This window comes from Streptomyces sp. HUAS 15-9 (assembly GCF_025642155.1).
In the GTDB taxonomy this organism is placed as follows: domain Bacteria; phylum Actinomycetota; class Actinomycetes; order Streptomycetales; family Streptomycetaceae; genus Streptomyces.
The window spans coordinates 5,096,332-5,122,233 of the sequence record NZ_CP106798.1; the positions used below are offsets into that span (position 1 = coordinate 5,096,332).

A 25,902-nucleotide genomic window follows, 5' to 3' on the forward strand; every position below is an offset into this window, starting at 1 on the left:
TTCCCTACTCCCCGTGGGGGGCCTGGCTCCGGTCCCGCCAGGGCAGCTCGGCGGTGACCGTGGTCGGGCCGCCGGGCGGCGAAGCGACGTCGAAGAGGCCGTCGACGGCGCCCAGCCGCTCCGCGAGACCGCGCATCCCGCTGCCGCCGTCCAGACGCGCGCCCCCGCGGCCGTCGTCCCACACCTGGATCAGCAGCCGGTCCTCCACCCGCCACACGTCGACCGACGCGGACCGCGCCCCGCTGTGCTTGCTGATGTTCTGCAGCAGCTCGGAGACGGTGAAGTAGGCGATGCCCTCGATCGCGGCGACCGGTCTCGACTCCAGGTCGGCGGTCACCTTCACGGGCACGGTGCAGCGGGAGGCGACCGAGGACAGGGCCGCGTCCAGCCCGCGGTCGGTCAGTACGGCGGGGTGGATGCCGCGGGCCAGATCCCGCAGTTCCTGGAGCGCCAGCTTCACCTCGCCGTGCGCCTCCGCGACCATCTCCGCGGCCGAATCGGGGTCCTCCAGGAGCTTCTCCTTGGCCAGGCCCAGCCCCATGGCCAGGTTGACCAGGCGGGCCTGCGCCCCGTCGTGCAGATCGCGCTCGATGCGCCGCAGGTCGGCGGCCGCGGTGTCGACGACGACCCCGCGATCGGACTCCAGTTCGGCGATACGGCGTTCCAGCTCGTCGGAGGGAGAGAGCAGCCCGCGCACCATCACCCGGTCCACGTTCGACAGCCCCCGCACGATGTACGGCAGCACCGGCCACAGCACGAACAGCCCGGTCAGCACCGTGACGAAGGTGAGGATGCCCCACGGCAGCCGGATGAGGTCGTACAGCAGCGTCCGCCAGCCCACCGGGTCCTTCAGCGCCAGCCACAGCCGCTGCAGCAGCCCGCCGCCCTTGCCGAGCGGCAGCGGACTCGGCTCCTCCACCCGCACCCCGAGCAGCCCGCGGGCCCGCGCCCGCTCCAGCTTCCCCAGCTGCCGCGCGCCCAGCAGCGCGCCCGCGAGCAGCGGGAAGCCGACCACGGTGACCGTCAGCATGCCGCTCACGAACAGCGCGGTGACCGCGTAGGTGAACCCGAGCAACGTCATCGGCAGGTTCACCAGGAGATGCGCGATCTCCTTCCAGGTGTGCGGGTCATAGGCGAAACGGACCGGTGGCAGCTGTTCGTCGCCGTCGGCCCGCGCGATGCCGGCGGAGGGGGTGGGAGCGGTCATACCGGCTAGCGTGCCGTGCGTCGCGCGATGGCGCCATGAAGTTCGCCGCAGGGGTCTCCTGGGGAAAACCCCACCCTGGCGTCTCACGCCGTGACAGGCTGCTTACGGTCCCTTTATCAGGGCCTAGACTCCCGTGCGTACAGATCGTTCGAATCATGAGTTCACCGAAGTCACCAGGTCAGGGAGCGAGGGACGGACGTTGCGGGAGACGTTGGGGGGCTCGACCACCGTCGCGGCGGGGTACTTCCAGTCCTATTCGGTCGTGGGACTGCTTGCTCTTGTGGGCGTGCTCTTCGTCGGAGTCGCCTTCGGCGCGGGACGCCTGCTGCGGCCGGTGGTCCCCACACCAGAAAAACTTCTGACATACGAGTGTGGCGTGGATCCTGTAGGTGAGGGCTGGGCACACACCCAGGTCCGCTACTACGTGTACGCCTTCCTGTACGTGATCTTCGCGGTCGACTCGATCTTCCTGTTCCCGTGGGCGACGGTCTTCGCCGCCCCCGGCTACGGCGCGACCACGCTCGTGGAGATGTTCATCTTCCTCGGCTTCCTTGCCGTGGGTCTGCTGTACGCATACAAGAAGGGAGTCCTGGCATGGACGTGACGAACACGACGCCGGATGCGACTCCTTCGCTCTCCGAGCCGGTGCTGCTTCCCGAACCGAAGCGGCTGGGCGCGCTCGCCCGCCTGGCTCCCGAGCCCATGAAAGTGGTCCTGAACTGGGGCCGCCGCTACTCGCTCTGGGTCTTCAACTTCGGCCTCGCCTGCTGCGCGATCGAGTTCATCGCCGCGTCGATGGCCCGCCACGACTTCATCCGGCTGGGCGTGATCCCCTTCGCACCGGGCCCGCGCCAGGCCGACCTGATGATCGTCTCCGGCACGGTCACGGACAAGATGGCCCCCGCGGTCAAGCGCCTCTACGAGCAGATGCCCGAACCGAAGTACGTGATCTCCTTCGGCGCCTGCTCCAACTGCGGCGGCCCCTACTGGGACTCCTACTCCGTCACCAAGGGCGTCGACCAGATCATCCCGGTGGACGTCTACGTCCCCGGCTGCCCGCCGCGCCCCGAGGCGCTGCTCCAGGGAATCCTCAAGCTCCAGGAGAAGATCGCCAGGGAGTCCCTGGAGGAGCGGTACGGCGCCACCGGTGCCCCACGTCCTTCGACGGCGGCGCTGCAGAGCCCCCTGGTGAAGGCGCCCGTTGCCGAGGGGGACGCGAGATGACCACCGTCGGCTGGCTGCCCGCCCCCGTCGAAGACCTCTTCGGCACGGAGGCCACGGCCGAGGAGTCGTACGAGGTCCTGACGGTGGACGTCCCACCGTCCTCCTGGCTCACGGCCCTGGAGACGGCCCGTACGACCCTGTCCTGCACCTACTTCGACTGGCTTAGCGCGGTGGACGAACCGGGCACGGGCTTCCGCGTCTCGGCGCACGTCGTCGCCCTGTTCCCGGTCCGCCGTCTGCTGCTGCGTACGACGGTCCCGCACGAGACCCCGGTCCTCGCCTCCGCCGTCGGCGTCTACGCGGGCGCGCGCTGGCACGAACGCGAGACGCACGAAATGTTCGGTGTCGACTTCGAGGGCCACCCCGGCCTGGACCACCTCCTCCTCCCGGAGACCTTCGAGGGCCACCCGCTCCGCAAGGACTTCGTCCTCGCGTCGCGCGTCGCCAAGGCCTGGCCCGGCGCGAAGGAACCGGGCGAGTCCGACCACGGCGGCCCCAAGCGTCGCCAGATGCTGCCGCCGGGCGTCCCCGACCCCAACGAGTGGGGCCCCCTGAAGGGCCAGCTCCCTCCCGCCCCGGCCCGCCCGGCCCGCGCCACCGCGGGCGAGCGCCCCGCCCGCGCGGCAGGGGAGCGGCCGGTACGACGTGCCCGCACGGCGGCACAGGGCTCGGCCAGCCAGACCCCGACACCGGAACCGACGGCCGCCGAGTCCGCCGCGCCCCCGGCTCCGCCGACCACCGAGTCCGCCACCCCGACCCGTCCAGCACGCCGGGCCCGCAGCGTGAGCGAGGGTTCCGCCTCTCAGAGAGGACAGGAGCCGACTTCGGCACAGCAGCAGCCTTCGCCGACTGGGCCGACGGAGCCGACCAGTCCGGCCGGTCCGACCGAGCAGCCGGAGCCGACGGAACCATCGGCACCGGGTGCTCCCACCCGGCCGTCCGCTCGTCCCAGCGCCGCCCGTAGCTCGGACGCCCCCTGGCACCACGCCCGCCCGGCTTTCGACGAGGCGGTGCCGGAGCCGGAGCCGAAGGTGGGAACCGAGGCCAAGGCGGAGACGGAACCCAAGGCGACGACGGAGCGTGAACCGAGGCGCGAGTCGGCCACACCCCAGGAGCCGGCACCCGAGGCGCCCGCGTCCGGGCAATCGGCCACCGAGGCGTCAGCGGCTGAGCCGTCCGCGCCCGAAGGCCGGCCCACCGAGGCGTCAGCGGCTGAGCCGTCCGCGCCCGAAGGCCGGCCCACCGAGGCGTCAGCGGCTGAGCCGTCCGCGCCCGAAGGCCGGCCCACCGAGGCGCCCTCGCAAGAAGAGTTGCCCGCGCAAGAAGAGTCGTCCTCTCCGGCCCCCGAGCCGGAGGAGCCGACCCCCGGGGAGCAGGCCCCCGCGGCCGGTCCCGCCCCTGAAGAGCAGAACCGTGACGATCGCACCGGAGGTCCGCAGTGAACGACGCGCTCGACGTCACCCTGCGACTTCTGGCCGTCTTCGTCGTCTTCCTCACCTTCCCGCTGATCGTCGGCCAGACCGAGCACAAGGTGATGGCCCACATGCAGGGCCGCCTCGGCCCGATGTACGCCGGCGGCTTCCACGGCTGGGCCCAGCTCATCGCCGACGGCGTGAAGTTCGCGCAGAAGGAGGACGTCGTCCCGGCCGGCGCGGACCGACGTATCTTCCAGCTCGCCCCGGCCGTCGCCCTCCTGCCGTACCTGCTCGTCCTGCTCGCCATCCCGATCGGCCCCAGCGAGGGCGCGGTCGGCCAGGTCCTCGACGCGGGCGTCTTCTTCGTGCTCGCGGTGATGGGCGTCGGCGTCCTCGGCTCGCTCATGGCCGGCTGGGCCAGCGCCAACAAGTTCTCCCTCCTCGGCGGCCTGCGCACCGCCGCCCAGCTCCTCGCCTATGAACTCCCGATGCTCCTCGCCGCCGCCTCGGTGGCGATGGCGGCCGGCACGGTCTCGCTTCCCGGCATCGTCAGCGCCTTCCACTGGTGGTGGCTGCCCTGGCAGATCACCGGCGCGATCGTGTTCTTCGTGGCCGGCCTCGCGGAGCTCCAGCGGCCGCCGTTCGACATGCCCGTCGCCGACTCGGAGATCATCTTCGGCGCGTACACCGAGTACACCGGTCTCCGCTTCGCCCTGTTCCTCCTCGCCGAGTACGCGGGCATCATCGTCCTGTGCGGCCTGACCACCGTCCTCTTCCTGGGCGGCTGGCACGGCCCCTGGGGCGCCGAAGGCCTCGGCTGGCTCTGGACCCTGCTGAAGACCGCGGTCCTCGCCTTCGTCGTCATCTGGCTCCGCGTCACCTACCCCCGCCTGCGCGAGGACCAGCTCCAGAAGCTCTCCTGGACCCTCCTCGTCCCCCTCTCCCTCGCCCAGATCGCCCTCACCGGCATCGTCAAGGTGGTGATCTCCTAGTGGCCCCCATTCCTGGCTCCGGCCTGGCCAAAGGCCTGGCCGTCACCCTCCGTACGATGACGAAGAAGACGGTCACCCAGCAGTACCCGGACATACAGCCCGAACTGCCGCCCCGTACCCGCGGCGTCATCGGCCTGTTCGAGGAGAACTGCACGGTCTGCATGCTCTGCGCCCGCGAGTGCCCCGACTGGTGCATCTACATCGACTCCCACAAGGAGACGGTCCCGGCGGCGGCCCCCGGCGGCCGCGAGCGCAGCCGCAACGTCCTCGACCGGTTCGCCATCGACTTCGCCCTGTGCATGTACTGCGGTATCTGCATCGAGGTCTGTCCTTTCGACGCCCTGTTCTGGTCCCCCGAGTTCGAGTACGCCGAGACCGACATACGTGAGCTCACCCACGAGCGCGACAAGCTCCGCGAGTGGATGTGGACCGTCCCGGCCCCGCCCGCCCTCGACCCCGCCGCGGAGGAACCGAAGGAACTCTCCGCCGCCCGCAAGAGCGCGGAGAAGCTCGCGGCCGCGCAGGCCGAGCCTCAGGAGGGGGACGCGTGAGCCTCGCCGCCGCCGCACCCCACGGCTTCCTCTCCCCGAACGGTGTCGAGATCGCCTTCCTCCTCGTCGGCCTGGCCACCCTCGGCGCCGCCCTGGTCACCGTCACCACCCGGCAGCTGGTGCACGCCGCCCTGTGGCTCGTCGTCGCCCTCGGCGGCCTGGCCGTCGAGTACCTGCTGCTCACCGCCGAGTTCATCGCCTGGGTGCAGGTCCTCATCTACGTCGGTTCCATCGTCGTCCTCCTCCTGTTCGGTCTGATGCTCACCAAGGCCCCCATCGGCCGCTCCCCGGACGCCGACTCCGGCAACCGCTGGGCCGCCCTCACCGTGGCCGTCGCCGCCGCGGCCGCTCTGGTCTGGGTGGTCGTCGACGCCTTCCGCACGACCTGGATCGACCTGAGCGGCGCCGCCGCCGGCTCGACCAAGGTCACCGGCCAGAGCCTCTTCCAGAACTGGGTCCTCCCCTTCGAAGCGCTCTCCGTCCTCCTCCTCGCCGCTCTGGTCGGCGCGATCGTCCTGTCCCGCAAGGCGAAGGCGGACGCGGCCGGCCCGGCCGGCGGACAGGTCCCCGGCAGCCGCAGCGGCCAGGCAGACAAGGAAGGTGTCCGCTGATGCACCTCGCCTATCCCGCCGTGCTCTCCGCCCTCCTCTTCTGCACCGGCCTGTACGGCGTCCTCGCCCGCCGCAACGCGATCCTGGTCCTGATGTCCGTCGAGCTGATGCTCAACGCCGTCAACCTCAACCTGGTCGCCTTCGACGTCTGGCTCAGCAAGGCCGCCCGGGAGACCCTGCACTCCGGCCAGGCCCTGACCCTGTTCACCATCGCCATCGCCGCCGCCGAGATCGGCATCGGCCTGGCGATCGTCCTCGCCGTCTACCGCAACCGCGGCACCTCCGACATCGACCGCCTCCGCGACACCGCCGAGGGCCCCGACAGCGACGCCCTCGCGGCCGAGAAGGCAGAGGCCACCGCGTGACCACGACCACCCTCGCCGTCCTCGTCCCCCTCCTGCCGTTCCTCGGCGCCGTCGCCGGCCTGCTGCTGGGCCGCACCGCCCCCGGATTCGTCCGCCCACTCGCCGTCCTGCCGACCTTCACCGCACTGGTGCTGGCCGTGCTGGTCGCCGTGCGCCAGGGCGGCGGCACGGCCATCACCGCACACACCGAGCTCACGCCGACCGGATCGATCCCGATCGAACTGGCCCTGTACATCGACGGCTTCGCCGCGCTCGTCGCCATCCTGGTCGGCGTCGTCGCCACCTGTGTGCAGATCTACTCGACCGGCTACCTGCGCGACGACCCGCGCTACCCGTCCTACGCCGCCCTCGTCTCCCTGTTCACCTCCGCGATGTTCCTGGTCGTCTACTCCGGCGACCTGATCGTGCTGCTGGTCGGCTGGGAAGTCATGGGCATCTGCTCCTACTTCCTGGTCGGCCACTACTGGGAGACCCCGGAGGCCCGCGCCGCCTCCATCAAGGCCTTCCTGGTCACCAAACTCGGTGACGTCCCCTTCCTGATCGGCCTGTTCGCGCTGGCCACCGACGCCGGTTCGTTCCAGATCACCAAGGTCCTCGGCACCGTCGCGAGCGGCGGACTCGACCACCCGACCCTGATCGCCCTGCTGCTCCTGGCGGGCGTCGCGGGCAAGTCGGCGCAGTTCCCGCTACACACCTGGCTCCCCGACGCCATGGCCGGTCCGACCCCCGTCTCCGCGCTGATCCACGCCGCGACGATGGTCGCCGCCGGTGTCTACTTCGTCGCCCGTCTCCTCCCGGTCTTCCAGGCTTCCGCGGCCGCCATGGTCGTACTCGCGGTCATGGCCGCCCTCACCATGGCCGGCTCGGGCCTGGCCGCACTCGCCCAGGACGACATCAAACGGGTCCTCGCCTACTCGACCATCGGGCAGCTCGGCTACATGACCGGCGCCCTGGCCGTCGGCGACCGCGGCGCCGCCGTCTTCCACCTCCTGTCCCACGGCGCCTTCAAGGCGCTGCTGTTCCTCGCGGCCGGCGTGATCATCCACGCCGCCGGCACCAACTCGCTGGCCGCCATGCACCGCATGAGCCATCTGCGCGACCGCGTCCCCGACGCCTTCTGGACGATGACCGTGGCGCTCCTCGCGCTCGCCGCCATCCCGCCGTTCAGCGGCTTCTTCTCCAAGGAGTCCGTCCTCGGCGCCGCCGAGCACGTCGCCACCGGCCACACCGAGCACGCCCCCGGCAGCGCGGGCTGGATCGTCCTGGTCGCCGGACTGGTCACGGCCCTGCTCACCGCCGCCTACGCGACCCGCCTGTGGCTGCTCGCCTTCCGCGGACGGGGAGCCGAGGCCCCGGACCACGGCAAGCAGCCCCTGACGATGACCCTCGTACTGTGGGTCCTCGCCGTCCCGTCGATCGCCATGGGCGGGCTCGCCTACCGCGTACTGCCCGACTGGTTCGACGGCCGCGAACTGAACCCGACCCTGGTCACCACGATCCTCGGCACGGGCCTCGCCCTGGTCGGCGTCCTCGTCACCTACGGCGCCTGGCAGCGCACCAGCGCACTCGCCGCCCGCGTACCGATGGGCGCCGTCGCCGCCCGTCCCGAGGGCGACGCCGGGCTCGTCGAGGCGGAGGCCATCGCCGGCCACAGGCCCGCCTACGGCGACGTGGCCCACGCACCCGACCCGGCGGATCCCGGACGGCTGCTGCTCGGCCCGCTGTACCGGCACGCGGCCGTCGGCTTCCACCTGGACACCGTGTACGCGGCACTGTTCGTCCGCCCGGTCCGGGCCGGAGCGAGTCTCGTCCAGTTCCTCGACCGCGAGGTCGTCGAGACCTACGTGCGCGGCGCGGCCGAACTACCCCGCCTCCTCGGCGCCGCCGTACGGCGCGCCCAGACCGGCAATGTGCAGACCTATGTGAGCGCGCTGCTCGCCGGCACCGTCGTCCTGGCGGTCGCCGCCCTTCTCGTCGCCACGGGAGTGTGAGCAGCCGTGATCGATATCAACGAGTCCGTGATGCAGTTCCTTCTGGCATTCGTCGTCGTCGGCCCGCTCCTCGGCGCCGTCGCCGCCCTCCTGCCCGCCCCGCCCGGTCTGAAGGGGAAGTCGCCAGAGCAGGCCGTGCTCCGGCACGGAGTCACCGTCACCGGCGCGATCCTCGTCGCCGCGATCGCCCTCGCGCTCGGCTTCGACCACGACCACCCGTCGAAGATGCAGGCCACGACCGACATCAGCTGGATCCCCGCACTCGACGTGCGGATCCACCTCGGCATCGACGGCATCTCCCTCCCCCTTCTGGTCCTGACCGCGCTGCTGACCTTCCTCTGCGCGCTGTACTCCTACTTCAAGATGCCCGCGGGGCCGACCCCGAAGGCCTTCGTCGCACTGCTGCTCGTCCTCGAGTCCGGCACCCTCGCCACCTTCGCCGTCCTCGACCTGCTGCTGTTCTTCCTCGCGTTCGAGATGGTGCTCATCCCGATGTACTTCCTCATCGCCCGCTGGGGCGGCGAGGGCCGTACCCGGGCCGCCTGGAAGTTCATCCTCTTCACACTGCTCGGGTCCGTCGTCATGCTGCTCGGCCTGCTCCTGATCGGAATCAAGGCGGGCACATTCGACATGGTGGCACTCGCCACTGACAACGGCCGGTCGCTGACCACATCCGTGCAGGTCATCGCCGTTTTGACGATCGGGATCGGGCTCGCGGTCAAGACCCCGATGTGGCCGCTGCACAGCTGGCTGCCGGACGCGCACACCGCCGCCCCGACGGTCGGCTCGGTGCTGCTGGCCGGGGTGCTGCTGAAGATGGGCACGTACGGGTTCGTCCGCATCCTGCTGCCGGTCGCGCCGGACGGTTTCCGCACCTTCGCGCCCTACCTCGCCGCCTTCGCCGTCGTCGGGATCATCTACGGGTCCCTGGCCTGCCTGGCCCTCGCCAAGCAGGGCGCGAAGGGCGATCTCAAGCGGCTCATCGCCTACTCCTCCGTCGGCCACATGGGCTTCGTCCTGCTCGGCATCGCGACCATGACCCCGACCGGCGTGAACGGCGCGCTGTTCGCCAACATCGCCCACGGCCTCATCACCGGCCTCCTCTTCTTCGTGGTCGGCGCGCTGAAGGACCGCACGGGCACGACCGACCTCGACGCCCTTTCCGAGGAGACGGGCGCCGCGCTGTACGGCAAGGCCCCGCGCCTGGGCGGTCTGCTGGCCTTCGCCGCGGTCGCCTCGCTCGGCCTGCCGGGCCTGGCCGGATTCTGGGGCGAGATGCTGGCCATGTTCGGCGCGTTCAACCCCGCTGCCGTCCTCAGCCGGCCCGCGTTCCTCACGTTCATGTCCATCGCCGTGTTCGGCACGCTGCTGACCGCCGCGTACATGCTGATCGTGGTCCGCCGCGTCTGCATGGGCGCCGTACAGCAGGACATGCCGAAGCTCGCCGACGTACACACGTACGAGTTCGCGGCCTGGACCCCGCTCGTCGCCCTCACCGTCGTCGCCGGACTGTGGCCGAAGGTCCTCCTCGGCCTGACCGATCCGGCCGTGCAGCAGCTCCTCGCAGGAGGCACCCGATGAGCGCCCTGGCCCAGCCGCTGGCAGCATCGGCGGTCCAGTCCGTCGACTGGCTCGCGATCGCCCCGCCCACCGCCGCGGCGGTCGTCGGACTCGCCGTCCTCGTGGCCGACCTGTTCGTGCCCGACGCCAGGAAGGCCGTCCTCGGCTGGGTCTCCGTCGCGGGACTCGCCGTATCGGCGCTTCTGCTGCTGCCCCTCCTGGACGGCGACCGCAGCACGTTCTGCCTCACCGGCGACCCGCGCGCGTGCAGCTACACGGCCGACCGCTTCACCCTCGTCATCCAGTTCCTCGTCCTCGGCGGCGCCCTCCTCGCCGCCCTGCTGTCGGTCACCGCGCTCAAGGACGCCCGCAGGAACATCCCCGAAGGGGAGTTCTGGTTCCTGCTGCTGTCCTCGGCGGCGGGCGCCGCCCTGCTGCCCGCCTCCCGTGACCTCGCCACGCTCATCGTGGCCCTGGAAGTCGCCTCCCTGCCCGCGTTCGCCCTCGTCGGCATCCGGCACGGCGACCGCAAGTCCTCCGAAGCGGCCCTGAAGTTCTTCCTGTCCTCGGTCACCGCCACCGCCGTCAGCCTGATGGGCATCAGCTTCGTGTACGCCTCCACGGGCACCCTCTACCTGACCCGGATCGCCGACCGCATCCAGCACGTCGACGGGCAGCTCCACACGCTCGCCCAGACCGGGGTCGTCCTCACCCTCGTCGGATTCGCCTTCAAGACCGCGGCCGTCCCCTTCCACTTCTGGGTGCCCGACACCTATGTGGGAGCCCCGCTCCCCGTCGCCGCCTATCTGTCGGTCGTCGGCAAGGCGGTCGGCTTCTCCGGCCTGATCCTCGTCACCGTCGTCGCCCTCCCGTCGTACGGCGACGTGTGGGGACCGGCACTCGCCCTGCTCGCCGCCCTCACCATGACCGTCGGCAACGTCGGCGCCCTGCGCCAGCAGGCCACGCGCGCGTACAGCGCCGTACGGCTGCTCGCCTGGTCCTCCGTCGGCCAGGCCGGCTACCTCCTGGTGCCGATCGCCGCCGCCGCGTACGTCAAGGACGGCCAGAAGGCGATCGGCTCCACCGTCGCCTACGCCCTCATGTACGGCGCGGTGAACCTCGGCGCCTTCGCGGTGGCCGCCCTGGTGGGCCGTACGAAGCACCTCAACCGCATCTCGGACTACCGGGGCCTGTACGCGTCCAACCCCCTCACCGCGCTGACCCTGGCCTTCTTCCTGCTGTGCCTCGCCGGACTGCCGCCGGGCATCATCGGCCTGTTCGCCAAGGTCACCGTCTTCTCGGCGGCCGTCGACGCCGGCCTGGGCTGGCTGGCCGTCGTCATGGCCGTCAACGTGGTGATCGCGCTCTTCTACTACCTTCAGTGGACGGCCCTGCTGTTCCGCGCCCCCGAGGGCGAGCCCGCCGAGCACCGCGTCCCCGCTCCGCTCACGGCCGCGATCACCGTCACCGCCGTCCTCGGCGTCGTCCTGTCCGGAGCGCCCCAACTGGTGCTCCGCTTCGCGGCCACCGGCCTGTTCTGAGCCTCCCCACGCGCGCGTGGGCAAGCACTGCTCCCCACGCGCGCGTGCAGGCCACGACCCCCGTCACCCGGACGGCCCATGCACGGCAACGCACGCACAAGGGAACTAGTGGCCCCCGCCTGGCGTTGACCAGTGCGGGAGGGTCCACTGGACGTGACACCACGGCACCGGTGGCTTCGGACACCAGCAAGCAGCTCAGCAAACAAAGGGTTCCCCTGCTGCACCACTTGGAGGGCGTACCGTGCACCGCCGGCACAACGGGCTCAGGACGGCAGTACTCCTCGGGGGACTGTCCGCACTCATCATCGTCATCGGCAGCTTCTTCGGCCGCACTGGCCTGATCGTCGCCGTCCTGGTCGCGCTTGGCACCAACGCGTACGCGTACTGGAACAGCGACAAGCTGGCGCTGCGTGCGATGCGCGCCCGCCCGGTGAGCGAGTTCGAGGCCCCCGCCCTGTACCGCATCGTCCGCGACCTCTCCAACCAGGCCCGGCAGCCCATGCCCCGCCTGTACATCTCCCCGACGGAGGCGCCGAACGCCTTCGCGACGGGCCGCAACCCGCGCAACGCCGCCGTGTGCTGCACCGAGGGCATCCTGCGCATCCTGGACGAGCGCGAGCTCCGCGGCGTCATCGGCCACGAGCTCAGCCATGTCTACAACCGCGACATCCTCATCTCGTCCGTCGCGGGCGCCCTCGCCTCGGTGATCATGTTCCTGGTCAACTTCGCCTGGCTCATCCCGATCGGCCGCGCGGACGACGACGACGGCCCCGGTCTGCTGGGCCTGCTGCTGATCATGATCCTGGGCCCGCTCGCGGCCTCCCTCATCCAGCTGGCCATCAGCCGCTCCAGGGAGTACGAGGCGGACGCCTCGGGCGCCCAGCTCACCGGCGAGCCGCTCGCCCTTGCCGGCGCCCTGCGCAAGCTGGACGCCGGCACCAAGCAGCTTCCGCTGCCCCCCGAGCCCCGGATCGAGACCGCGAGCCACATGATGATCGCGAACCCCTTCCGCCCGGGCCAGGGACTGACCAAGATGTTCTCGACGCACCCGCCGATGGCGGACCGGATCGCTCGGCTAGAGAAGATGGCAGGTCGCAACCAGTGAAGACCATCCTGAACGTCATTTGGCTCGTCCTGAGCGGGTTCTGGCTGTTCCTGGGGTATCTGCTCGCGGGCGTACTGCTGTGCATCACGATCATCGGAATCCCGTTCGGCATCGCGGCCTTCCGTATCGGCGTCTACGCCCTGTGGCCCTTCGGATACACGACGGTCGAGCGCCGTGACGCCGGAGCCGGCTCCTGCATCGGCAACGTCCTGTGGCTGATCCTCGCCGGCTGGTGGCTGGCCCTCACTCACATCGTCACGGGCATCGCGCTGTGCATCACGATCATCGGGATCCCGTTCGGTATCGCCAACTTCAAGCTGATCCCCGTATCGCTGCTCCCGCTGGGACGCGAGATCGTGCCGACGGACGAGCCGTTCGCGACGCGCTGACCACGCGCGGGGGACAGGGGTCTTAACGGGCGCGCGCCGGGGTCTTAAGAGGCGTGCGCCGGGAAGCCGTCTCCCTGCCCTTCCCGTCCTCCTATCGGGCTCGGGCCGCCACCCACTGCCGTACGCCGAAGGCCCCCGCCCCCACCGCCAGTACGGCCGCCCCGACCACGACCGAGGCGGCCGGCAGCGCGAACGCCAGGGTCACGCACCCCAGCAGGCCCAGAGCCGGCATCGCGCGCGACAGGGGAGCCGGGCTCAGCGTCCAGGCAGCGGCGTTGGCCACCGCGTAGTAGGCCAGCACGCCGAACGACGAGAAGCCGATGGCGCCCCGGACGTCCACGGTCGCGGCCAGCACGGCGACGACCGCGCCCACGGCCAACTCGGCCCGGTGCGGCACCTGGAAGCGCGGATGCACGGCGGCCAGGGCCGCGGGCAGATGACGGTCGCGGGCCATGGCCAGCGTCGTCCGGGACACGCCCAGGATCAGCGCGAGCAGCGACCCCAGCGCGGCCACCGCGGCTCCCACCCGGACCACGGGCACCAGCCCCGAGGCCCCGGCCGCCCGCACCGCGTCGGCCAGCGGGGCGCTCGCGTGCCCGAGACCGTCGGCGCCCAGCACGGAGAGGACGGCGACGGCCACGCACGCGTACACCGCGAGCGTGATGGCGAGGGCCAGCGGGATCGCGCGGGGAATGGTGCGTGCAGGATCCCGTACCTCCTCGCCGAGGGTGGCGATCCGCGCGTACCCGGCGAACGCGAAGAACAGCAGTCCCGCCGCCTGAAGGACCCCGCCCAAACCGGTCGGGAACCCGATGTCCAGCCGCCCGCCGTCGGACTGCCCGGAGACGAGGCACACCACCACGACAGCGGCGAGGACCGCCAGCACCACCGCCACGATCACCCGGGTCAGCCAGGCCGACTTCTGGATGCCGCCGTAGTTCACCGCGGTCAGCGTCACCACCGCCGCGACGGCCACCGCATGCGCCTGCCCCGGCCAGACGTACGCGCCCACGGTGAGTGCCATGGCGGCGCAGGAGGCCGTCTTCCCGACGACGAAGGCCCAGCCGGCGAGGTAGCCCCAGAAGTCCCCGAGCCGCTCCCGCCCGTACACGTACGTGCCGCCCGACGCCGGATACCGGGCGGCCAGCCGGGCCGAGGACATGGCGTTGCAGTAGGCCACCACGGCCGCGAGGGCCAGCCCCACGAGCAGCCCCGATCCGGCCGCGCGGGCCGCGGGCCCGAGGGCGGAGAAGACGCCCGCCCCGATCATCGAGCCGAGCCCGACGACCACGGCGTCACGCACCCCCAGGGTGCGTCGCAGAGAGGATGCGGTGTCGGCCATGCGCTGCACCCTACTGACCGCTGCAACCGCCCGGTGTACCGGTGGCGTCCTCGCCATCGACAAGGCACGAACACGCGCGTGACGGACACCCCGGACCATCGCACGGCACGGACCGAACGGACCGCACGGCGCGGACTGTGCGGCACTGCCGGCCCGGACGCAGATCACAGGGCCGGGACAGTGCGGACACAGCGCGAGAGGGCAGGTTCACGGTATGAGCATCATCGCTTGGATCATCCTGGGACTGTTGGCCGGAGCCATCGCGAAATTCCTGCTGCCGGGCCGTGATCCCGGCGGCTTCATCGGTACGACGCTCATCGGCGTCGCGGGCGCGTTCATCGGGGGCTGGATTTCGGCCCGCTGGCTGGACCACCCGATCACCAAGAACTTCTACGACGGTGCCACCTGGGCCGCCGCGATCGGCGGCTCACTGGTCCTGCTGATCATCTACCGCATCCTGTTCGGCAACTCGCGCAACTGAGCGCATCCCTGGGGCCGCAGCCGGCAGGCGAGAAGGGTGGGCACCGCCTGGTGCCCACCCTTCCTCGTGCTCGCCGCCGGGGACTACCGGTAGTTCACGAACTGCAGTGCGAAGTCGAAGTCCTGGCCCTTCAGGAGGGCGATAACGGCCTGCAGGTCGTCGCGGCTCTTGGAGCTGACCCGCAGCTCCTCGCCCTGGACCTGGGCCTTCACGCCCTTGGGGCCCTCGTCACGGATGATCTTCGCCACCTTCTTCGCGTTCTCCTGGGAGATGCCCTCCTGGATCGACGCGAAGATCTTGTACTCCTTGCCGGAGAGCTGGGGCTCGCCCGCGTCCAGTGCCTTCAGCGAGATGCCGCGCTTGATCAGCTTGGACTGGAAGACGTCGAGGATCGCCTTGACCCGCTCCTCGGAGTTCGCCTGCATCAGGATCTTCTCGCCGGACCAGGCGATCGAGGCGCCCACACCCTTGAAGTCGTAGCGCTGCGAGACCTCCTTGGCGGCCTGGTTGAGGGCGTTGTCGACCTCCTGCCGCTCGACCTTCGAGACGATGTCGAAACTGGAGTCGGCCATGTCCTGTGGCTCCTTGTATCCGGGTGCGTATCGGGTGCGGATCGGGTGCGTGTCGGCGTGCGTGGGGGTGGCCGCCGAGCCCGGCACAGGGCCGGTCCGCATCCGCACCAGCCTAGCCATCCCACGCCCCGAGAGTGCCGATCAATCGAGTGGCGGAGCACCCCTGTGCATCGGGTATTGTTTACGTCGTTGCCAGGGAGCACCGCCGAAAAGCGGTGCGATGGGGCAGCAGACCCCGGCGGTGTGCCCGAGCGGCCAAAGGGAGCAGACTGTAAATCTGCCGGCTCAGCCTTCCCAGGTTCGAATCCTGGCGCCGCCACACTGGGGAAGACCCCTCCGACCAGCCATTGCGGCAGGTCGGAGGGGTTCTTCGTTTCTGCCCTCTGTTCGAGTTCGATGCCGGTTGTGCACGGCGTGCCTCACCTTGCTCCGTCCGGATCCCGCCTTCGGTCAGGGCGTATCCCCCAGGTGTCCCCGGGGAGGCACCCTCACCCGGGCTCGTTCCACTCGCGGAGTGCCGTGTCGATCCGGCTGCTTGCTGCGGAGCTGAGTCAGGCTGCGGAGCTGAGTCAGGCTGCGGAGCTGAGTCAGAAGGAGAGACCGGCATGACGAAGATCATATAGGCCGTAAGCCGGTAACGGCCCGGAACAACTTCGTCTCCCGCTCGCCGACTTCGGCTGATGACATGTGGCCGCCCCGGCCCGGGCGTCGACCAACTCGGCGATGGGCTCTCTGCCGGCGGCGATACGCCGGCCAACCCGACGTCGATCCATCACTTTTGACGCCGGGCTCGGACGTACCTGCCCCCGGGACTCAGCCCTTGAGGGGTTCGCTGTCCAGCGGTGACCCGGCGTCTCGTTGTGTCGGGATCGCCGCGAGCGTTCGCACCGACATGCCCGCCCGGTGTTCCTCGGCCTCCGTGCTCAGCGCGCGGGCCGCCTCGTTGAACCGGACGACGGACGGCGGGTCGGAGGGGCCGAGCAGGTGCAGCTTGAGCTCGGTGCGGGCCTCGGCGTAGGCGTCCTGCTCGGGGTGGCGTACGGACTCCAGCAGGGCCGGTATGCCCAAGGCGTCCGGAGCGAGGACGGCGCCTGCCCGGACCGTGGGGAACGTGTCGCGGAAGTCCTGCTCGGCCAGGCCGCTGGTGTTGGCGACGGCGTAGGGCTTCTCGCTCTCCAGATAGTCGGATATGACGCTGGAGACATCGCTGACCAGCAGGTCGGCGACGTTGAAGCAGGCGTAGACGGTCGGCCGTGCCTCGGTGATGATCAGGTGCTCCCACGCCGGGAACGAGGCCCAGTACGCGGCCTCCCAGGAGGCGGTCGCGGCGGCCACGGCCGCGGCCCTGCCTGGCTCCGGGACCGACTGGAGCAGCATCCGCTCCGTGTCGTCCGCACTCTTGCGGAACGCGGACGTGGTCAGTCGGTCGAGTTCGGCGGTCCGGCGGACCAGTTCCGCGGCCGCGGCGGGTGCGGGTCGCTCGGCGGGGTGTTCCGCGGCACGGACGACGTTCGCGGCGCGGATCATCTCCTGGATCCGGGTGTTCGCGGCCGCCGCCCGAGGTTCGACCGAGCCGGTCAGCGGGTGCGGCTTGTACAGGAGCCGGACCCCCGGATCGGCCAGGAGGGCGCGGACGATGTTCTCGCCGGCCTCGATCACCGAGGTGTTGCCCGGGTTGCCGTCCCAGCCCTCCCACGTGGGGGCGTAGAGAACCGTGGTGTACGGGCCCGTGGGCGCACCGGCGTACGGTGCGATCGCGTCCAGCTGCGGGCGCCCGATCTCCACGACGTCCCGGTCGTCGACACCCACGTTCGCCAGGGCGTACCGTTCGCGCGCCGCGGGACCGGCCACCCACACCTCGTCGTACGCCTTCGCGTACGGATTGCAGCTGGACAGCTTGTCGCTCTCGCCGTGGTTGACGAACGCGTGCTTGATGGTGGGGATCCGCAGCACCTGCGAGGTCTTGCCCGAGTTCGACGGGTGGATCAGCGTCTTCAGCGTCGAGTGCTCCAGCCTCATCAGGTCGGCGACCTTCGGCAGACACACGATCGGGATGTCGGTGGAGGCGATCTTCCGCACCATGAAGCGCTCACGCAGCACGATCAGCGGGCGGCCCTCCAGCCGGGCCAGCGGCTCCAGCCACATGTTCGCCTGGTAGGCCGAACTCGTGCCGCCGGAGAAGTACATGCCCACCGTCGGCCGGTACTCCGCGAGCCAGGACTCGAGCCACTCCAGCGCCTGATCGCTCGTCACCGGCTTGTGTCCCGGCCGCAGTCGCAGCAGCAGCATGCCGAGGGCCACCGCCGCGCAGGCGGCGGACACGGCGATTCCCGCGGCGGCCCACCAGGCCGAGCCGCCCGACGCGTCGGTCAGCAGGCCGGCCGTCGAGGGCAGGCTGAACAGGAGGAGCCGCTGCCCGGAGCGCTGCATCAGCAGCGCCGGGGGAGCGGGGCTCAGCCGCAGCGGCGAGGCGTCGATGTTCCGGGTCACCACCGGCAAGGTGCGGGTGCGGCGTACGAGGATCGCCACCGCCTGGCACGCGAAGTGCAGGGCGTAGAAGACCAGCAGACCGCAGACGAGGGACAGGTACTTCTTCTCGTAGTCCTGATCCTCGATGACGACCAGGCCGGCCACCATCAGCAGGTCCCGGACGACCTGGCGCACGAACACGGTCGCGTGCAGCTTCCCGAGGGCGGCGGCCAGGTTCCGCTGCCAGCGGTGCAGCGCGAAGTCCGCCGCCAGTCCGACGGCGGTGGCGCCCGCGAGCAGGGGGACGCTGGGGAGGAAGGCGCCTGCTGCCTGAACGGCGCACGACAGGGCGAGCACCGTGGGCAGGAGGAGGCGTGCCGCTGCGGTGCGCAACCGAGCGGGCAAGGGCGATGCTGACACTTCGCGGGCTCCAGGCAACTCAACATCCCCGAGCATGGACTCGCTGACCGGCGCGATCAGATGGCCGCTGGCCGGAAGTCGATGCGTATGGATGTTCTCTCTTCAAGAAGGTGGTGGGACTTTACCTGTTGGCTGGCTGGAATTTACCTGCGAGGTGGCTGGAGGTTACCTGTGCGGCCACAGCCTTGACCTTTTCAGGGGTGAGCTGCATCACAGGCCGGGCCGCGGTGCCTCAGTTTCCGGCCACCGACTTCACCGCCACCGACACCGGGGTCGACCCGCCGACCAGCTCCAGGACCAGACCGGCCGTCGCCGAGGTGTCGATCAGTTCCGCCAGTACGGCGGCCACGTCGTCGCGCGGGATCATGCCGCGGCCGGTGTGCGCCTCCAGGCGTACGAGGCCCGTGCCGGCGTCGTTCGTCAGCGAACCGGGGCGCAGGATCGTCCAGTCGAGGGCGTCCAGACGGCTCACGTACGCGTCGGCCTCGCCCTTGGCCCGCAGATACGCGTCGAAGACGTCGTCGCCCTGGTGCGCGGGATCCGCGCCCATCGAGGAGACGACCACGAAACGGCGTACACGCGCGCGTACGGCCGCGTCCGCGAACAGCGTCGCCGCGCCCTTGTCCACGGTTTCCTTGCGTGCCGCACCGCTGCCCGGGCCGGCGCCCGCCGCGAAGACCGCCGCGTCCGCGCCCTGCAGATGCGCCGCGACCTCCTCCACCGAGACCGACTCCAGGTCCAGCAGGACCGGTTCGGCGCCCGTCTCCCGGAGGTCGTTGCCCTGCTCCGCCTTGCGGATGATCCCCGCGACCTCGTCCCCGCGCGCGGAGAGCAGCCGCTCCAGCCGCAGCGCGATCTGACCATGACCACCAGCGATGACAATGCGCATGTTTCCGACCGTACGCCCGCGGCGCCGCATCCGCCGGATCCGACCGACCCCGGTGCGGCGACCGGGACCGGCTCCGCGCCGCCGGCTGTACGGGACCTGCCCGTGCTCCTGGCCGTACGGGACCGGCTCAGCGTCCCTGGCTGTACGAGACCTGCACACCGCCCCGGCCTTACGAGACCTGCACACCGCGCCCGGCCTTACGAGACCTGCCCCCGCCCCTGCCGCGGCAGCCCCAGTTCCGTCGTCACCGCCGAGTTGCAGTACTCCCGTACCGCGCTGGTGCGGGCCACCACGCGGCCGCGGTGCACCACGATCCGGCTGTACGCAAGTGACAGGGCGCCCGCCAGATGGTGGCCCCGCACGGCGAGGAGTTCGGCGGGGAAGCCGGCCTCCACGCGCACCTCGGGGAGGCCGAGGGCCGTGCGTGCGGAGGTGCTCACCGCGTCGTAGGCGTCCTCGGGGCGCAGTCCGTCACGGGAGGACAGGAGGTAGGCCGCCTCCAGGGGATCGCCACGGCCGACGGGGTTGGAGACGTCCCGCAGGGCCCCGCTCCCGGCGGCGACCCGGACCCCGGCCGCCCGCAGGAGCCGTACCGGAGTCGTATCCCGCCGGTCGACGCCCCCGCAGCCGCCCTGGGGCAGGCACACCACCGTGACCCCCGCGGCCGCGAGCTGGTCGGCGACGCGGGAGGACGCCTCCGCGGGCAGCCGGGCCAGACCGGCGCAGGGGCCGAGGGTCACGCCGGGGCGCAGACCGCCCGCCATCGCCGCCAGGCGGGCCAGACGCGCGGGGTCGGCGGCGTCCGTGTGCAGGTCGACGGGGCAGCCGTGCTCGGAGGCCAGCTCCAGGACCGTCTCGACGTAGCCCGTGGGGTCCGGGTCCAGATCAGGGCAGCCGCCCACCACGGCTGCGCCCATCTTCACCGCGTCCCGCAGCATCGCGAGCCCCTCGGCACCGGCCACCCCGGTCAGCAGCCGCGGCATCGCCACCGCCGTCAGTTCCGCGAGCCCGCGCAGCGAACGCCGTGCCTGCAGTACGGCGGCCAGGGCGCCCAGCCCCTGCACATTGCCCACGCGCACATGGGCCCGCACCGCCGTTGCCCCGTGGCCCAGTTGCAGCAGTGCCGCTTCCGTGCACCGGCGCTGGACGTCCTCCGGGTCGTACGAGACCGGTCCGTGGGCGTCGGCCGACAGTGCGGTGTCGGCGTGGGCGTGCGCTTCCGCCGGGGCGGGCAGGAGCAGATAGCCGGTGAGGTCCACGCGGGTGCCCGCGGCGCGGACCGGGCCCGGCGCCAGACTGCCCGCCGTCCCGACCGCCTCGATACGCCCGCCGCCCAGCCGCACGTCCACGGTCCGGCCGTCGGTCAGTCGCGCCCCGCACAGCAGCAGGGTGGCCCCGTCGGAGCGTCCCGGGGAACCCGACGAGTTCGACGACGAATGGGGCGGCTGCGGCTGGCTGTCGGGCATCGCGCTCCAAGGGCTCGGGGGTCCAGGGGCCGCGGGGGCCCAAAGGCTCGGGGACCGTGCTCGGGGGACGCAAGATCACGCAGAGTGAGTCGAGCCTAGGGTGACGAGCAGCACAGGTCCGGGAGGAGCGCAATAGTCGTACCGGCGTGGTCCGGAGGTGCCCACGGGGCTGCCGGGGAGCCGGTGCAAGAGGGCAGGGAGAGGTGCTCGAAACGGATTTGGGTGAACGGCTGCCGAGCGTGTAATGTCTTCATCGCTCGCCCCAATAGCTCAGTCGGCAGAGCGTCTCCATGGTAAGGAGAAGGTCTACGGTTCGATTCCGTATTGGGGCTCTGGTGTGAGAGGTTCCCGTCGCGAGGCGGGATCTGATCACATCAAAGCGGTGTAGCTCAGTCGGTAGAGCAAGCGGCTCATAATCGCTGTGTCACCGGTTCAAGTCCGGTCACCGCTACTGACAGTAGCCGATTGCGGGGTCGGTCCTTCGATCGGCTACTCTTTCTTGCGTTGAAATAACCCATCCGTTCGTCAAGGAGCACTCACGTGGCTGCCACCGACGTCCGCCCGAAGATCACGCTGGCCTGCGTGGAGTGCAAGGAGCGGAACTACATCACCAAGAAGAACCGGCGTAACAACCCGGATCGTCTTGAGCTGAAGAAGCACTGCCCGCGTTGCAAGGCGCACACCGCGCACCGCGAGACGCGATAATTCAGGCTCGTACACGAGGCCGCCCCCGCAGTTCGGGGGGCGGCCTCGTGTCGTTCCGGCCCCGGTTACCGGTCGGTTCGGGCCGATCACGGCGGCCGGGCAGGTCAACCACAGCAGACATCAGGAGGTGCCGGGCCATGGCGCTCGACCAGTCCTTCGTGGGGCGGACCTACCCGCCCACCGAGCCCTACGAGGTGGGCCGGGAGAAGATCCGCGAGTTCGCCGAGGCGGTCGGGGACACCAACCCCGCGTACACGGATGCGGAGGCCGCCAAGGGGCTCGGCCACCCCGATGTGATCGCTCCGCCGACCTTCGTGTTCGCCATCACCTTCAAGGCGGCGGGACAGGTCGTCGAGGACCCGCAGCTCGGTCTCGACTACGACCGAGTGGTGCACGGAGACCAGAAGTTCGTCTACAGCCGCCCGGTGCGGGCCGGTGACCGGCTCTCGGTCACCTCGACCATCGAGGCGATCAAGTCCCTTGCCGGCAACGACATCCTGGACGTCCGTGGCGAGGTCCACGACGAGGCGGGCGAGCACGTGGTGACCGCGTGGACCAAGCTGGTCTCGCGCGCGGCGGACGCCGAGGGCGGGGAGGGCTGAGACCGATGACGGCGAAGATCGCATACGACGAGGTCGAGGTCGGCACCGAGCTGCCGGCGCAGAGCTTTCCGGTGACCCGCGCCATGCTGGTGCGGTACGCGGGGGCCTCCGGGGACTTCAACCCCATCCACTGGAACGAGAAGTTCGCCAAGGAGGTGGGTCTGCCGGACGTCATCGCGCACGGCATGTTCACCATGGCCGAGGCGATCCGCGTGGTGACCGACTGGGCGGGCGACCCGGGTTCGGTCGTCGAGTACGGCGTCCGTTTCACCAAGCCGGTCGTCGTCCCCGACGACGACAAGGGCGCCGTGATCGAGGTCACCGCCAAGGTCGCGGCCAAGCTCGACGACAACACGGTCCGGGTGGACCTGACGGCCATGAGCGACGGCAAGAAGGTACTGGGCATGTCCCGGGCCGTCGTACGCCTGGCCTGAACGCAGCGCGTACGCAGCAAGGGGCGCCCTCTCCGGTGGGGCGCCCCTTACGCATGAGCGGGCAGCGGGCAGCGGGCGAGCCTGCGATCCCCCAAAGAACCAACGCCCCCACACCCCCTTGACTTAGTTAGTGATTGAGTACTAACTTTCTCTCATGGTCAGGATGAGTGCGGAAGAGAGGCGCGAGAGCGTCGTACGCGCGGCGATCGCGGAGTTCGCGCAGAGGGGCTACTACGGCACCTCCACCGAGGTGATCGCCAAGCGCGTGGGCGTCTCGCAGCCGTACCTCTTCCGGCTCTTCCCGGGCAAGAAGGCGATCTTCGCCGCAGCCTCGCTGCGCTGCATGGAGGACGTGTGCGGCGTCTTCGAGGAGGCGGCGAAGGGGCTGGACGGCGAGGAGGCCCTGCACGCCATGGCCAACGCGTACGTACGACTGATCCAGGAGCATCCCGAGCGGCTCCAGATGCAGATGCAGACGTACATCGCGGTGGCGGCCGCCGAGGCCGAGGGTGATCACGAGTTCGGTGAGGCCGTACGGGCCGGCTGGATGAAGCTCTGGGAGACCGTGCATCTGCCCCTGGGGGCGGACGTGGGGGAGACCACGAACTTCCTGGCCTACGGGATGCTCATCAACACCCTCACGGCCATGGGGTTTCCACCCCAGCACCAGGTCTGGCAGGGGATGTATCCGTCCGCCCGGATCACGGGGCGGCTGGAGAAGCAGTAGTGGCAGAGGCCCGGGAAGAGGCGTTCCGTCGTCTTTTCATGGGCGTGAAAGTTAGTAATCGATAACTAATCATTGACCGTGGACCACGCTCTGGGGGAGCGATGTCACAGCAGACCGAACAGCAGATGGACCAGCAGACCGAGCAGCACAGCGAACCGACCACCGCACGCCGCGGGCAGGTCGTCTGGGCCCTCGTCATCACCAGCGTCGCCGGATTCATGGCGTCCCTCGACAACCTCGTCGTCACCACCGCCCTGCCCTCCATCCGCAAGGATCTCGGCGGAGCGCTGGACGACCTGGAATGGACCGTGAGCGCCTACACGCTCACCTTCGCCGTGCTGCTGATGTTCGGCGCCGCGCTCGGCGACCGCTTCGGCCGCCGCCGCCTCTTCCTCGCCGGGCTCACCGTCTTCACCGGCGCCTCCGCCGCCGCGGCCATGGCACCCGGCATCGACTCCCTCATCATGGCCCGCGCGGTCCAGGGCGTCGGCGCCGCCGTGATGATGCCGCTGACCATGACCCTGCTGACCGCGGCCGTGCCCGCCGCCAAGCGCGGCATGGCGTACGGCATCTGGGGTGCCGTCAACGGCCTCGCGGTCGCCTCCGGACCCCTCATCGGCGGCAGCCTCACCGAACACGTCTCCTGGCACTGGATCTTCTGGCTGAACGTCCCGCTCGGCCTGGCCCTGCTGCCGCTCGCCCGACTCCGTCTCGCCGAGTCGTACGGCGCCGGCGCCCGGCTCGACATCCCCGGCACCCTGCTCGCCAGCGGCGGTCTCTTCGGCCTCGTCTACGGCCTGGTGCGCGGACCCGCCGACGGCTGGACCAGCTCCCTCGTGCTGACCGGGCTGATCGCGGGCGTCGCCCTGCTGGCGGCCTTCGTGGTCCACGGCTCCCGCGCCAAGAACCCCATGCTCCCCATGCGGCTCTTCCGCTCCCGCGCCTTCGCCGGCATCAACGCCGCGAGCCTGCTGATGTTCCTCGGCATGTTCGGCTCGATCTTCCTGCTCAGCCAGTACATGCAGGGCGTCCTCGGCTACTCGCCCACCCAGGCCGGCCTGCGGATGCTGCCCTGGACCGGTATGCCGATGCTCGTCGCGCCCATCGCGGGCATCCTCTCCGACCGCATCGGCGGCCGCCCGGTCGTCGCCACCGGACTGTTCCTGCAGGCGGTCGGGCTCGGCTACCTGGCCTACGTGGACACGGCCGGCGCCTCCTACGCCGCTCAGCTGCCCGCGCTGATCATCAGCGGTATCGGCATGGCCCTCTACTTCGCCCCGGCCGCCAACCTGGTGATGTCCAGCGTCCGCCCGCAGGAGCAGGGCATCGCCTCCGGCGCCAACAACGCGCTTCGCGAGGTCGGCGGAGCGCTCGGCATCGCGGTCATGTCCTCGATCTTCTCGGCGCAGGGCGGCTACGAGTCCGCGCAGTCCTTCGTCGACGGACTGCGGCCCGCCCTGGTCACGGGCTCCGGAGTGGTCGCCCTGGCCGCCTTCGCCGCCCTGGCGATCCCGGCCCGGCGCCGCGCCGCCCGGCTCGCGGTGACGAACGAGCAGGTGACGAACGAGCAGGCGGCGGTGCTGGAGCCCGTCGCCGGCTGACACCTCCGGCGGTCCGATGACGGACACGCGCGCGTGGGGCCCCGTTCTCCGGAACGGGGCCCCACGCGCGCGTGCAGGCAGTGAAGGCATACGGCGAGCCACCCGGCCGGGGCTGTCACCGGTGTCTCGTAGTCTTGAGCGCGTGCAGGAACTCCACGACGCCCCCCTCGCCCCGCTGACCACCTTCCGGCTGGGCGGTCCAGCGACCCGGCTCGTCACCGCGACCACCGACGCCGAGGTCGTCGACGCCGTTCGCGAGGCCGACGACAGCGGGACGCCGCTGCTGGTCATCGGCGGCGGATCGAACCTCGTCATCGGCGACAAGGGCTTCGACGGCACCGCCCTGCGCATCGCCACCGGCGGATTCGAACTGCGCGGGACCACCCTGGAGCTGGCCGCGGGCGAGGTGTGGACCGACGCCGTCGCCCGCACCGTCGAGGCCGGGCTCACCGGCATCGAGTGCCTCGCCGGCATCCCGGGATCCGCGGGCGCGACACCGATCCAGAACGTCGGCGCGTACGGCCAGGAGGTCTCCTCGACCATCACCGAGGTGATCGCGTACGACCGGCGGGAGGGAAGGACGGTCACCCTCACGAACGAGGAGTGCGCCTTCTCGTACCGCCACAGCCGCTTCAAGGCGGACCCCGCGCGCCATGTCGTGCTGCGGGTCCGATTCGAGCTGGAGGACGCGGACGGGCTGTCGGCCCCCGTCAAGTACGCCGAGACGGCCCGCGCCCTCGGGGTCGAGCCGGGCGACCGGGTGCCGCTCGCCACCGCCCGCGAGACCGTCCTCGAACTGCGTGCCGGGAAGGGCATGGTCCTGGACGCAGAGGACCACGACACCTGGTCGGCCGGGTCCTTCTTCACCAACCCGATCCTCACCCACGAGCAGTTCGCCGCGTTCCACGCGCGCGTGCGTGAGCGGCTGGGCGACGGCATCGAGCCGCCCGCCTACCCTGCGGGCGACGGCCACACCAAGACCTCGGCGGCCTGGCTGATCGACAAGGCGGGCTTCACCAAGGGATACGGCACCGGGCCCGCCCGCATCTCCACCAAGCACACCCTCGCCCTCACCAACCGGGGCGAGGCCACCACCGAGGACCTGCTCGCCCTGGCCCGCGAGGTCGTGGCCGGCGTCCGCGCGGCCTTCGGGATCACGCTGGTCAACGAGCCGGTGACCGTGGGCGTCAGTCTCTAGGGGCCGTGGCACGGTCTCAGGAGCGGAATTTCCGTTGCCGACGGC

Annotated in this window: 25 protein-coding genes and 3 tRNA genes; 22 read left to right on the top strand and 6 right to left on the bottom strand. The window is 70.7% G+C overall.

Going from position 1 to position 25,902, the window contains the following annotated elements:
* Positions 1 to 4: 4 nt before the first annotated feature.
* On the bottom strand, positions 5 to 1,207 hold the full coding sequence (locus N8I87_RS23555; RefSeq protein WP_263211493.1) for a sensor histidine kinase: 1,203 nt from the start codon (positions 1,205 to 1,207) through the stop codon (positions 5 to 7).
* Positions 1,208 to 1,406: 199 nt separating this feature from the next.
* On the opposite strand from N8I87_RS23555, the gene N8I87_RS23560 reads away from it, so the two are divergent.
* The 12 genes from N8I87_RS23560 (at position 1,407) to N8I87_RS23615 (ending at position 12,951) form a co-directional block, all read left to right on the top strand.
* A complete protein-coding gene (locus N8I87_RS23560) occupies positions 1,407 to 1,811 on the top strand; it encodes an NADH-quinone oxidoreductase subunit A (protein WP_263211495.1) in 405 nt (134 codons plus the stop codon).
* Positions 1,802 to 2,431: an NADH-quinone oxidoreductase subunit B gene (locus tag N8I87_RS23565; protein ID WP_263211496.1), complete on the top strand. Its 630-nt coding sequence runs from the start codon at positions 1,802 to 1,804 to the stop codon at positions 2,429 to 2,431. The genes N8I87_RS23560 and N8I87_RS23565 overlap by 10 nt, the downstream gene beginning before the upstream one ends.
* Complete coding sequence (locus N8I87_RS23570) at positions 2,428 to 3,873, top strand: NADH-quinone oxidoreductase subunit C (protein WP_263211498.1); 1,446 nt, start codon at positions 2,428 to 2,430, stop codon at positions 3,871 to 3,873. Before N8I87_RS23565 ends, N8I87_RS23570 begins: the two co-directional genes overlap by 4 nt.
* Positions 3,870 to 4,838, top strand: a complete 969-nt coding sequence (locus N8I87_RS23575) for a complex I subunit 1/NuoH family protein (protein ID WP_263211500.1) — start codon at positions 3,870 to 3,872, stop codon at positions 4,836 to 4,838. The genes N8I87_RS23570 and N8I87_RS23575 overlap by 4 nt, the downstream gene beginning before the upstream one ends.
* Positions 4,838 to 5,389 carry a NuoI/complex I 23 kDa subunit family protein gene (locus N8I87_RS23580; RefSeq protein ID WP_263211502.1) on the top strand — a complete coding sequence of 184 codons (552 nt, stop codon included), beginning with the start codon at positions 4,838 to 4,840 and terminating at the stop codon, positions 5,387 to 5,389. The genes N8I87_RS23575 and N8I87_RS23580 overlap by 1 nt, the downstream gene beginning before the upstream one ends.
* Positions 5,386 to 6,000 (top strand): NADH-quinone oxidoreductase subunit J family protein, encoded by a 615-nt coding sequence (locus N8I87_RS23585; RefSeq protein ID WP_263211504.1) that lies wholly within the window; start codon positions 5,386 to 5,388, stop codon positions 5,998 to 6,000. The genes N8I87_RS23580 and N8I87_RS23585 overlap by 4 nt, the downstream gene beginning before the upstream one ends.
* Complete coding sequence (nuoK, locus tag N8I87_RS23590) at positions 6,000 to 6,365, top strand: NADH-quinone oxidoreductase subunit NuoK (protein ID WP_263211506.1); 366 nt, start codon at positions 6,000 to 6,002, stop codon at positions 6,363 to 6,365. Before N8I87_RS23585 ends, nuoK begins: the two co-directional genes overlap by 1 nt.
* Positions 6,362 to 8,356 carry an NADH-quinone oxidoreductase subunit 5 family protein gene (locus N8I87_RS23595; RefSeq protein WP_263211508.1) on the top strand — a complete coding sequence of 665 codons (1,995 nt, stop codon included), beginning with the start codon at positions 6,362 to 6,364 and terminating at the stop codon, positions 8,354 to 8,356. The genes nuoK and N8I87_RS23595 overlap by 4 nt, the downstream gene beginning before the upstream one ends.
* Positions 8,357 to 8,362: 6 nt before the next feature.
* The gene (locus N8I87_RS23600; protein ID WP_263211510.1) at positions 8,363 to 9,937 is read left to right on the top strand and encodes an NADH-quinone oxidoreductase subunit M; all 1,575 of its coding nucleotides are present in this window, start codon (positions 8,363 to 8,365) and stop codon (positions 9,935 to 9,937) included.
* Complete coding sequence (locus N8I87_RS23605) at positions 9,934 to 11,457, top strand: NADH-quinone oxidoreductase subunit N (protein WP_263211512.1); 1,524 nt, start codon at positions 9,934 to 9,936, stop codon at positions 11,455 to 11,457. Before N8I87_RS23600 ends, N8I87_RS23605 begins: the two co-directional genes overlap by 4 nt.
* Before the next feature lie 241 nt (positions 11,458 to 11,698).
* The gene (gene htpX, locus N8I87_RS23610; RefSeq protein WP_263211513.1) at positions 11,699 to 12,562 is read left to right on the top strand and encodes a zinc metalloprotease HtpX; all 864 of its coding nucleotides are present in this window, start codon (positions 11,699 to 11,701) and stop codon (positions 12,560 to 12,562) included.
* Positions 12,559 to 12,951 carry a YccF domain-containing protein gene (locus N8I87_RS23615; RefSeq protein ID WP_263211515.1) on the top strand — a complete coding sequence of 131 codons (393 nt, stop codon included), beginning with the start codon at positions 12,559 to 12,561 and terminating at the stop codon, positions 12,949 to 12,951. The genes htpX and N8I87_RS23615 overlap by 4 nt, the downstream gene beginning before the upstream one ends.
* 91 nt (positions 12,952 to 13,042) lie before the next feature.
* On the opposite strand, the gene N8I87_RS23620 is transcribed toward N8I87_RS23615, so the two are convergent.
* Positions 13,043 to 14,293 (bottom strand): APC family permease, encoded by a 1,251-nt coding sequence (locus tag N8I87_RS23620; protein ID WP_263211517.1) that lies wholly within the window; start codon positions 14,291 to 14,293, stop codon positions 13,043 to 13,045.
* A gap of 214 nt (positions 14,294 to 14,507) precedes the next feature.
* On the opposite strand from N8I87_RS23620, the gene N8I87_RS23625 reads away from it, so the two are divergent.
* On the top strand, positions 14,508 to 14,774 hold the full coding sequence (locus N8I87_RS23625; protein ID WP_263211519.1) for a GlsB/YeaQ/YmgE family stress response membrane protein: 267 nt from the start codon (positions 14,508 to 14,510) through the stop codon (positions 14,772 to 14,774).
* A gap of 83 nt (positions 14,775 to 14,857) precedes the next feature.
* Here N8I87_RS23625 and N8I87_RS23630 read toward each other — a convergent pair whose 3' ends face one another.
* Positions 14,858 to 15,346 carry a YajQ family cyclic di-GMP-binding protein gene (locus N8I87_RS23630; protein ID WP_263211521.1) on the bottom strand — a complete coding sequence of 163 codons (489 nt, stop codon included), beginning with the start codon at positions 15,344 to 15,346 and terminating at the stop codon, positions 14,858 to 14,860.
* Between the two features lie 237 nt (positions 15,347 to 15,583).
* On the opposite strand from N8I87_RS23630, the gene N8I87_RS23635 reads away from it, so the two are divergent.
* Positions 15,584 to 15,665: transfer RNA gene (locus N8I87_RS23635), tRNA-Tyr, on the top strand.
* 494 nt (positions 15,666 to 16,159) lie between these two features.
* On the opposite strand, the gene N8I87_RS23640 is transcribed toward N8I87_RS23635, so the two are convergent.
* From N8I87_RS23640 to N8I87_RS23650, 3 genes are all read right to left on the bottom strand, one after another.
* Complete coding sequence (locus tag N8I87_RS23640; protein ID WP_411577275.1) at positions 16,160 to 18,271, bottom strand: CDP-glycerol glycerophosphotransferase family protein; 2,112 nt, start codon at positions 18,269 to 18,271, stop codon at positions 16,160 to 16,162.
* Between the two features lie 196 nt (positions 18,272 to 18,467).
* The gene (locus N8I87_RS23645) at positions 18,468 to 19,124 is read right to left on the bottom strand and encodes an NAD(P)H-binding protein (RefSeq protein WP_263211525.1); all 657 of its coding nucleotides are present in this window, start codon (positions 19,122 to 19,124) and stop codon (positions 18,468 to 18,470) included.
* 197 nt (positions 19,125 to 19,321) lie between these two features.
* Positions 19,322 to 20,590, bottom strand: a complete 1,269-nt coding sequence (locus N8I87_RS23650; RefSeq protein ID WP_263211527.1) for an amidohydrolase family protein — start codon at positions 20,588 to 20,590, stop codon at positions 19,322 to 19,324.
* A 259-nt stretch (positions 20,591 to 20,849) separates the two neighbouring features.
* Here N8I87_RS23650 and N8I87_RS23655 point away from each other — a divergent pair.
* The 8 genes from N8I87_RS23655 (at position 20,850) to N8I87_RS23690 (ending at position 25,857) form a co-directional block, all read left to right on the top strand.
* A tRNA-Thr gene (locus N8I87_RS23655) sits at positions 20,850 to 20,922 on the top strand.
* A 46-nt stretch (positions 20,923 to 20,968) separates the two neighbouring features.
* A tRNA-Met gene (locus N8I87_RS23660) sits at positions 20,969 to 21,041 on the top strand.
* Between the two features lie 89 nt (positions 21,042 to 21,130).
* A complete protein-coding gene (rpmG, locus tag N8I87_RS23665) occupies positions 21,131 to 21,295 on the top strand; it encodes a 50S ribosomal protein L33 (RefSeq protein WP_018385553.1) in 165 nt (54 codons plus the stop codon).
* A gap of 137 nt (positions 21,296 to 21,432) precedes the next feature.
* The gene (locus N8I87_RS23670) at positions 21,433 to 21,897 is read left to right on the top strand and encodes a MaoC family dehydratase N-terminal domain-containing protein (RefSeq protein ID WP_263211531.1); all 465 of its coding nucleotides are present in this window, start codon (positions 21,433 to 21,435) and stop codon (positions 21,895 to 21,897) included.
* A 5-nt stretch (positions 21,898 to 21,902) separates the two neighbouring features.
* Positions 21,903 to 22,331, top strand: a complete 429-nt coding sequence (locus tag N8I87_RS23675; protein ID WP_263211533.1) for a MaoC family dehydratase — start codon at positions 21,903 to 21,905, stop codon at positions 22,329 to 22,331.
* Between the two features lie 154 nt (positions 22,332 to 22,485).
* The gene (locus N8I87_RS23680) at positions 22,486 to 23,058 is read left to right on the top strand and encodes a TetR/AcrR family transcriptional regulator (protein WP_263211535.1); all 573 of its coding nucleotides are present in this window, start codon (positions 22,486 to 22,488) and stop codon (positions 23,056 to 23,058) included.
* Positions 23,059 to 23,183: 125 nt separating this feature from the next.
* Positions 23,184 to 24,659 carry a DHA2 family efflux MFS transporter permease subunit gene (locus tag N8I87_RS23685; protein WP_263216615.1) on the top strand — a complete coding sequence of 492 codons (1,476 nt, stop codon included), beginning with the start codon at positions 23,184 to 23,186 and terminating at the stop codon, positions 24,657 to 24,659.
* Positions 24,660 to 24,801: 142 nt separating this feature from the next.
* Positions 24,802 to 25,857, top strand: a complete 1,056-nt coding sequence (locus N8I87_RS23690; RefSeq protein WP_263211536.1) for a UDP-N-acetylmuramate dehydrogenase — start codon at positions 24,802 to 24,804, stop codon at positions 25,855 to 25,857.
* Positions 25,858 to 25,902: the final 45 nt, after the last annotated feature.

Bases quoted from the DNA above. Each gene is read 5' to 3' on its own strand.
- N8I87_RS23565 (WP_263211496.1), top strand. From the start codon at position 1,802: ATGGACGTGACGAACACGACGCCGGATGCGACTCCTTCGCTCTCCGAG.
- N8I87_RS23605 (WP_263211512.1), top strand. From the start codon at position 9,934: ATGAGCGCCCTGGCCCAGCCGCTGGCAGCATCGGCGGTCCAGTCCGTC.
- N8I87_RS23555 (WP_263211493.1), bottom strand. From the start codon at position 1,207: ATGACCGCTCCCACCCCCTCCGCCGGCATCGCGCGGGCCGACGGCGAC.
- N8I87_RS23645 (WP_263211525.1), bottom strand. From the start codon at position 19,124: ATGCGCATTGTCATCGCTGGTGGTCATGGTCAGATCGCGCTGCGGCTG.
- nuoK (WP_263211506.1), top strand. From the start codon at position 6,000: ATGCACCTCGCCTATCCCGCCGTGCTCTCCGCCCTCCTCTTCTGCACC.
- N8I87_RS23630 (WP_263211521.1), bottom strand. From the start codon at position 15,346: ATGGCCGACTCCAGTTTCGACATCGTCTCGAAGGTCGAGCGGCAGGAG.
- N8I87_RS23620 (WP_263211517.1), bottom strand. From the start codon at position 14,293: ATGGCCGACACCGCATCCTCTCTGCGACGCACCCTGGGGGTGCGTGAC.
- N8I87_RS23680 (WP_263211535.1), top strand. From the start codon at position 22,486: ATGGTCAGGATGAGTGCGGAAGAGAGGCGCGAGAGCGTCGTACGCGCG.
- N8I87_RS23670 (WP_263211531.1), top strand. From the start codon at position 21,433: ATGGCGCTCGACCAGTCCTTCGTGGGGCGGACCTACCCGCCCACCGAG.
- N8I87_RS23650 (WP_263211527.1), bottom strand. From the start codon at position 20,590: ATGCCCGACAGCCAGCCGCAGCCGCCCCATTCGTCGTCGAACTCGTCG.
- N8I87_RS23625 (WP_263211519.1), top strand. From the start codon at position 14,508: ATGAGCATCATCGCTTGGATCATCCTGGGACTGTTGGCCGGAGCCATC.
- N8I87_RS23570 (WP_263211498.1), top strand. From the start codon at position 2,428: ATGACCACCGTCGGCTGGCTGCCCGCCCCCGTCGAAGACCTCTTCGGC.
- N8I87_RS23640 (WP_411577275.1), bottom strand. From the start codon at position 18,271: ATGCTCGGGGATGTTGAGTTGCCTGGAGCCCGCGAAGTGTCAGCATCG.
- N8I87_RS23685 (WP_263216615.1), top strand. From the start codon at position 23,184: ATGGACCAGCAGACCGAGCAGCACAGCGAACCGACCACCGCACGCCGC.
- N8I87_RS23675 (WP_263211533.1), top strand. From the start codon at position 21,903: ATGACGGCGAAGATCGCATACGACGAGGTCGAGGTCGGCACCGAGCTG.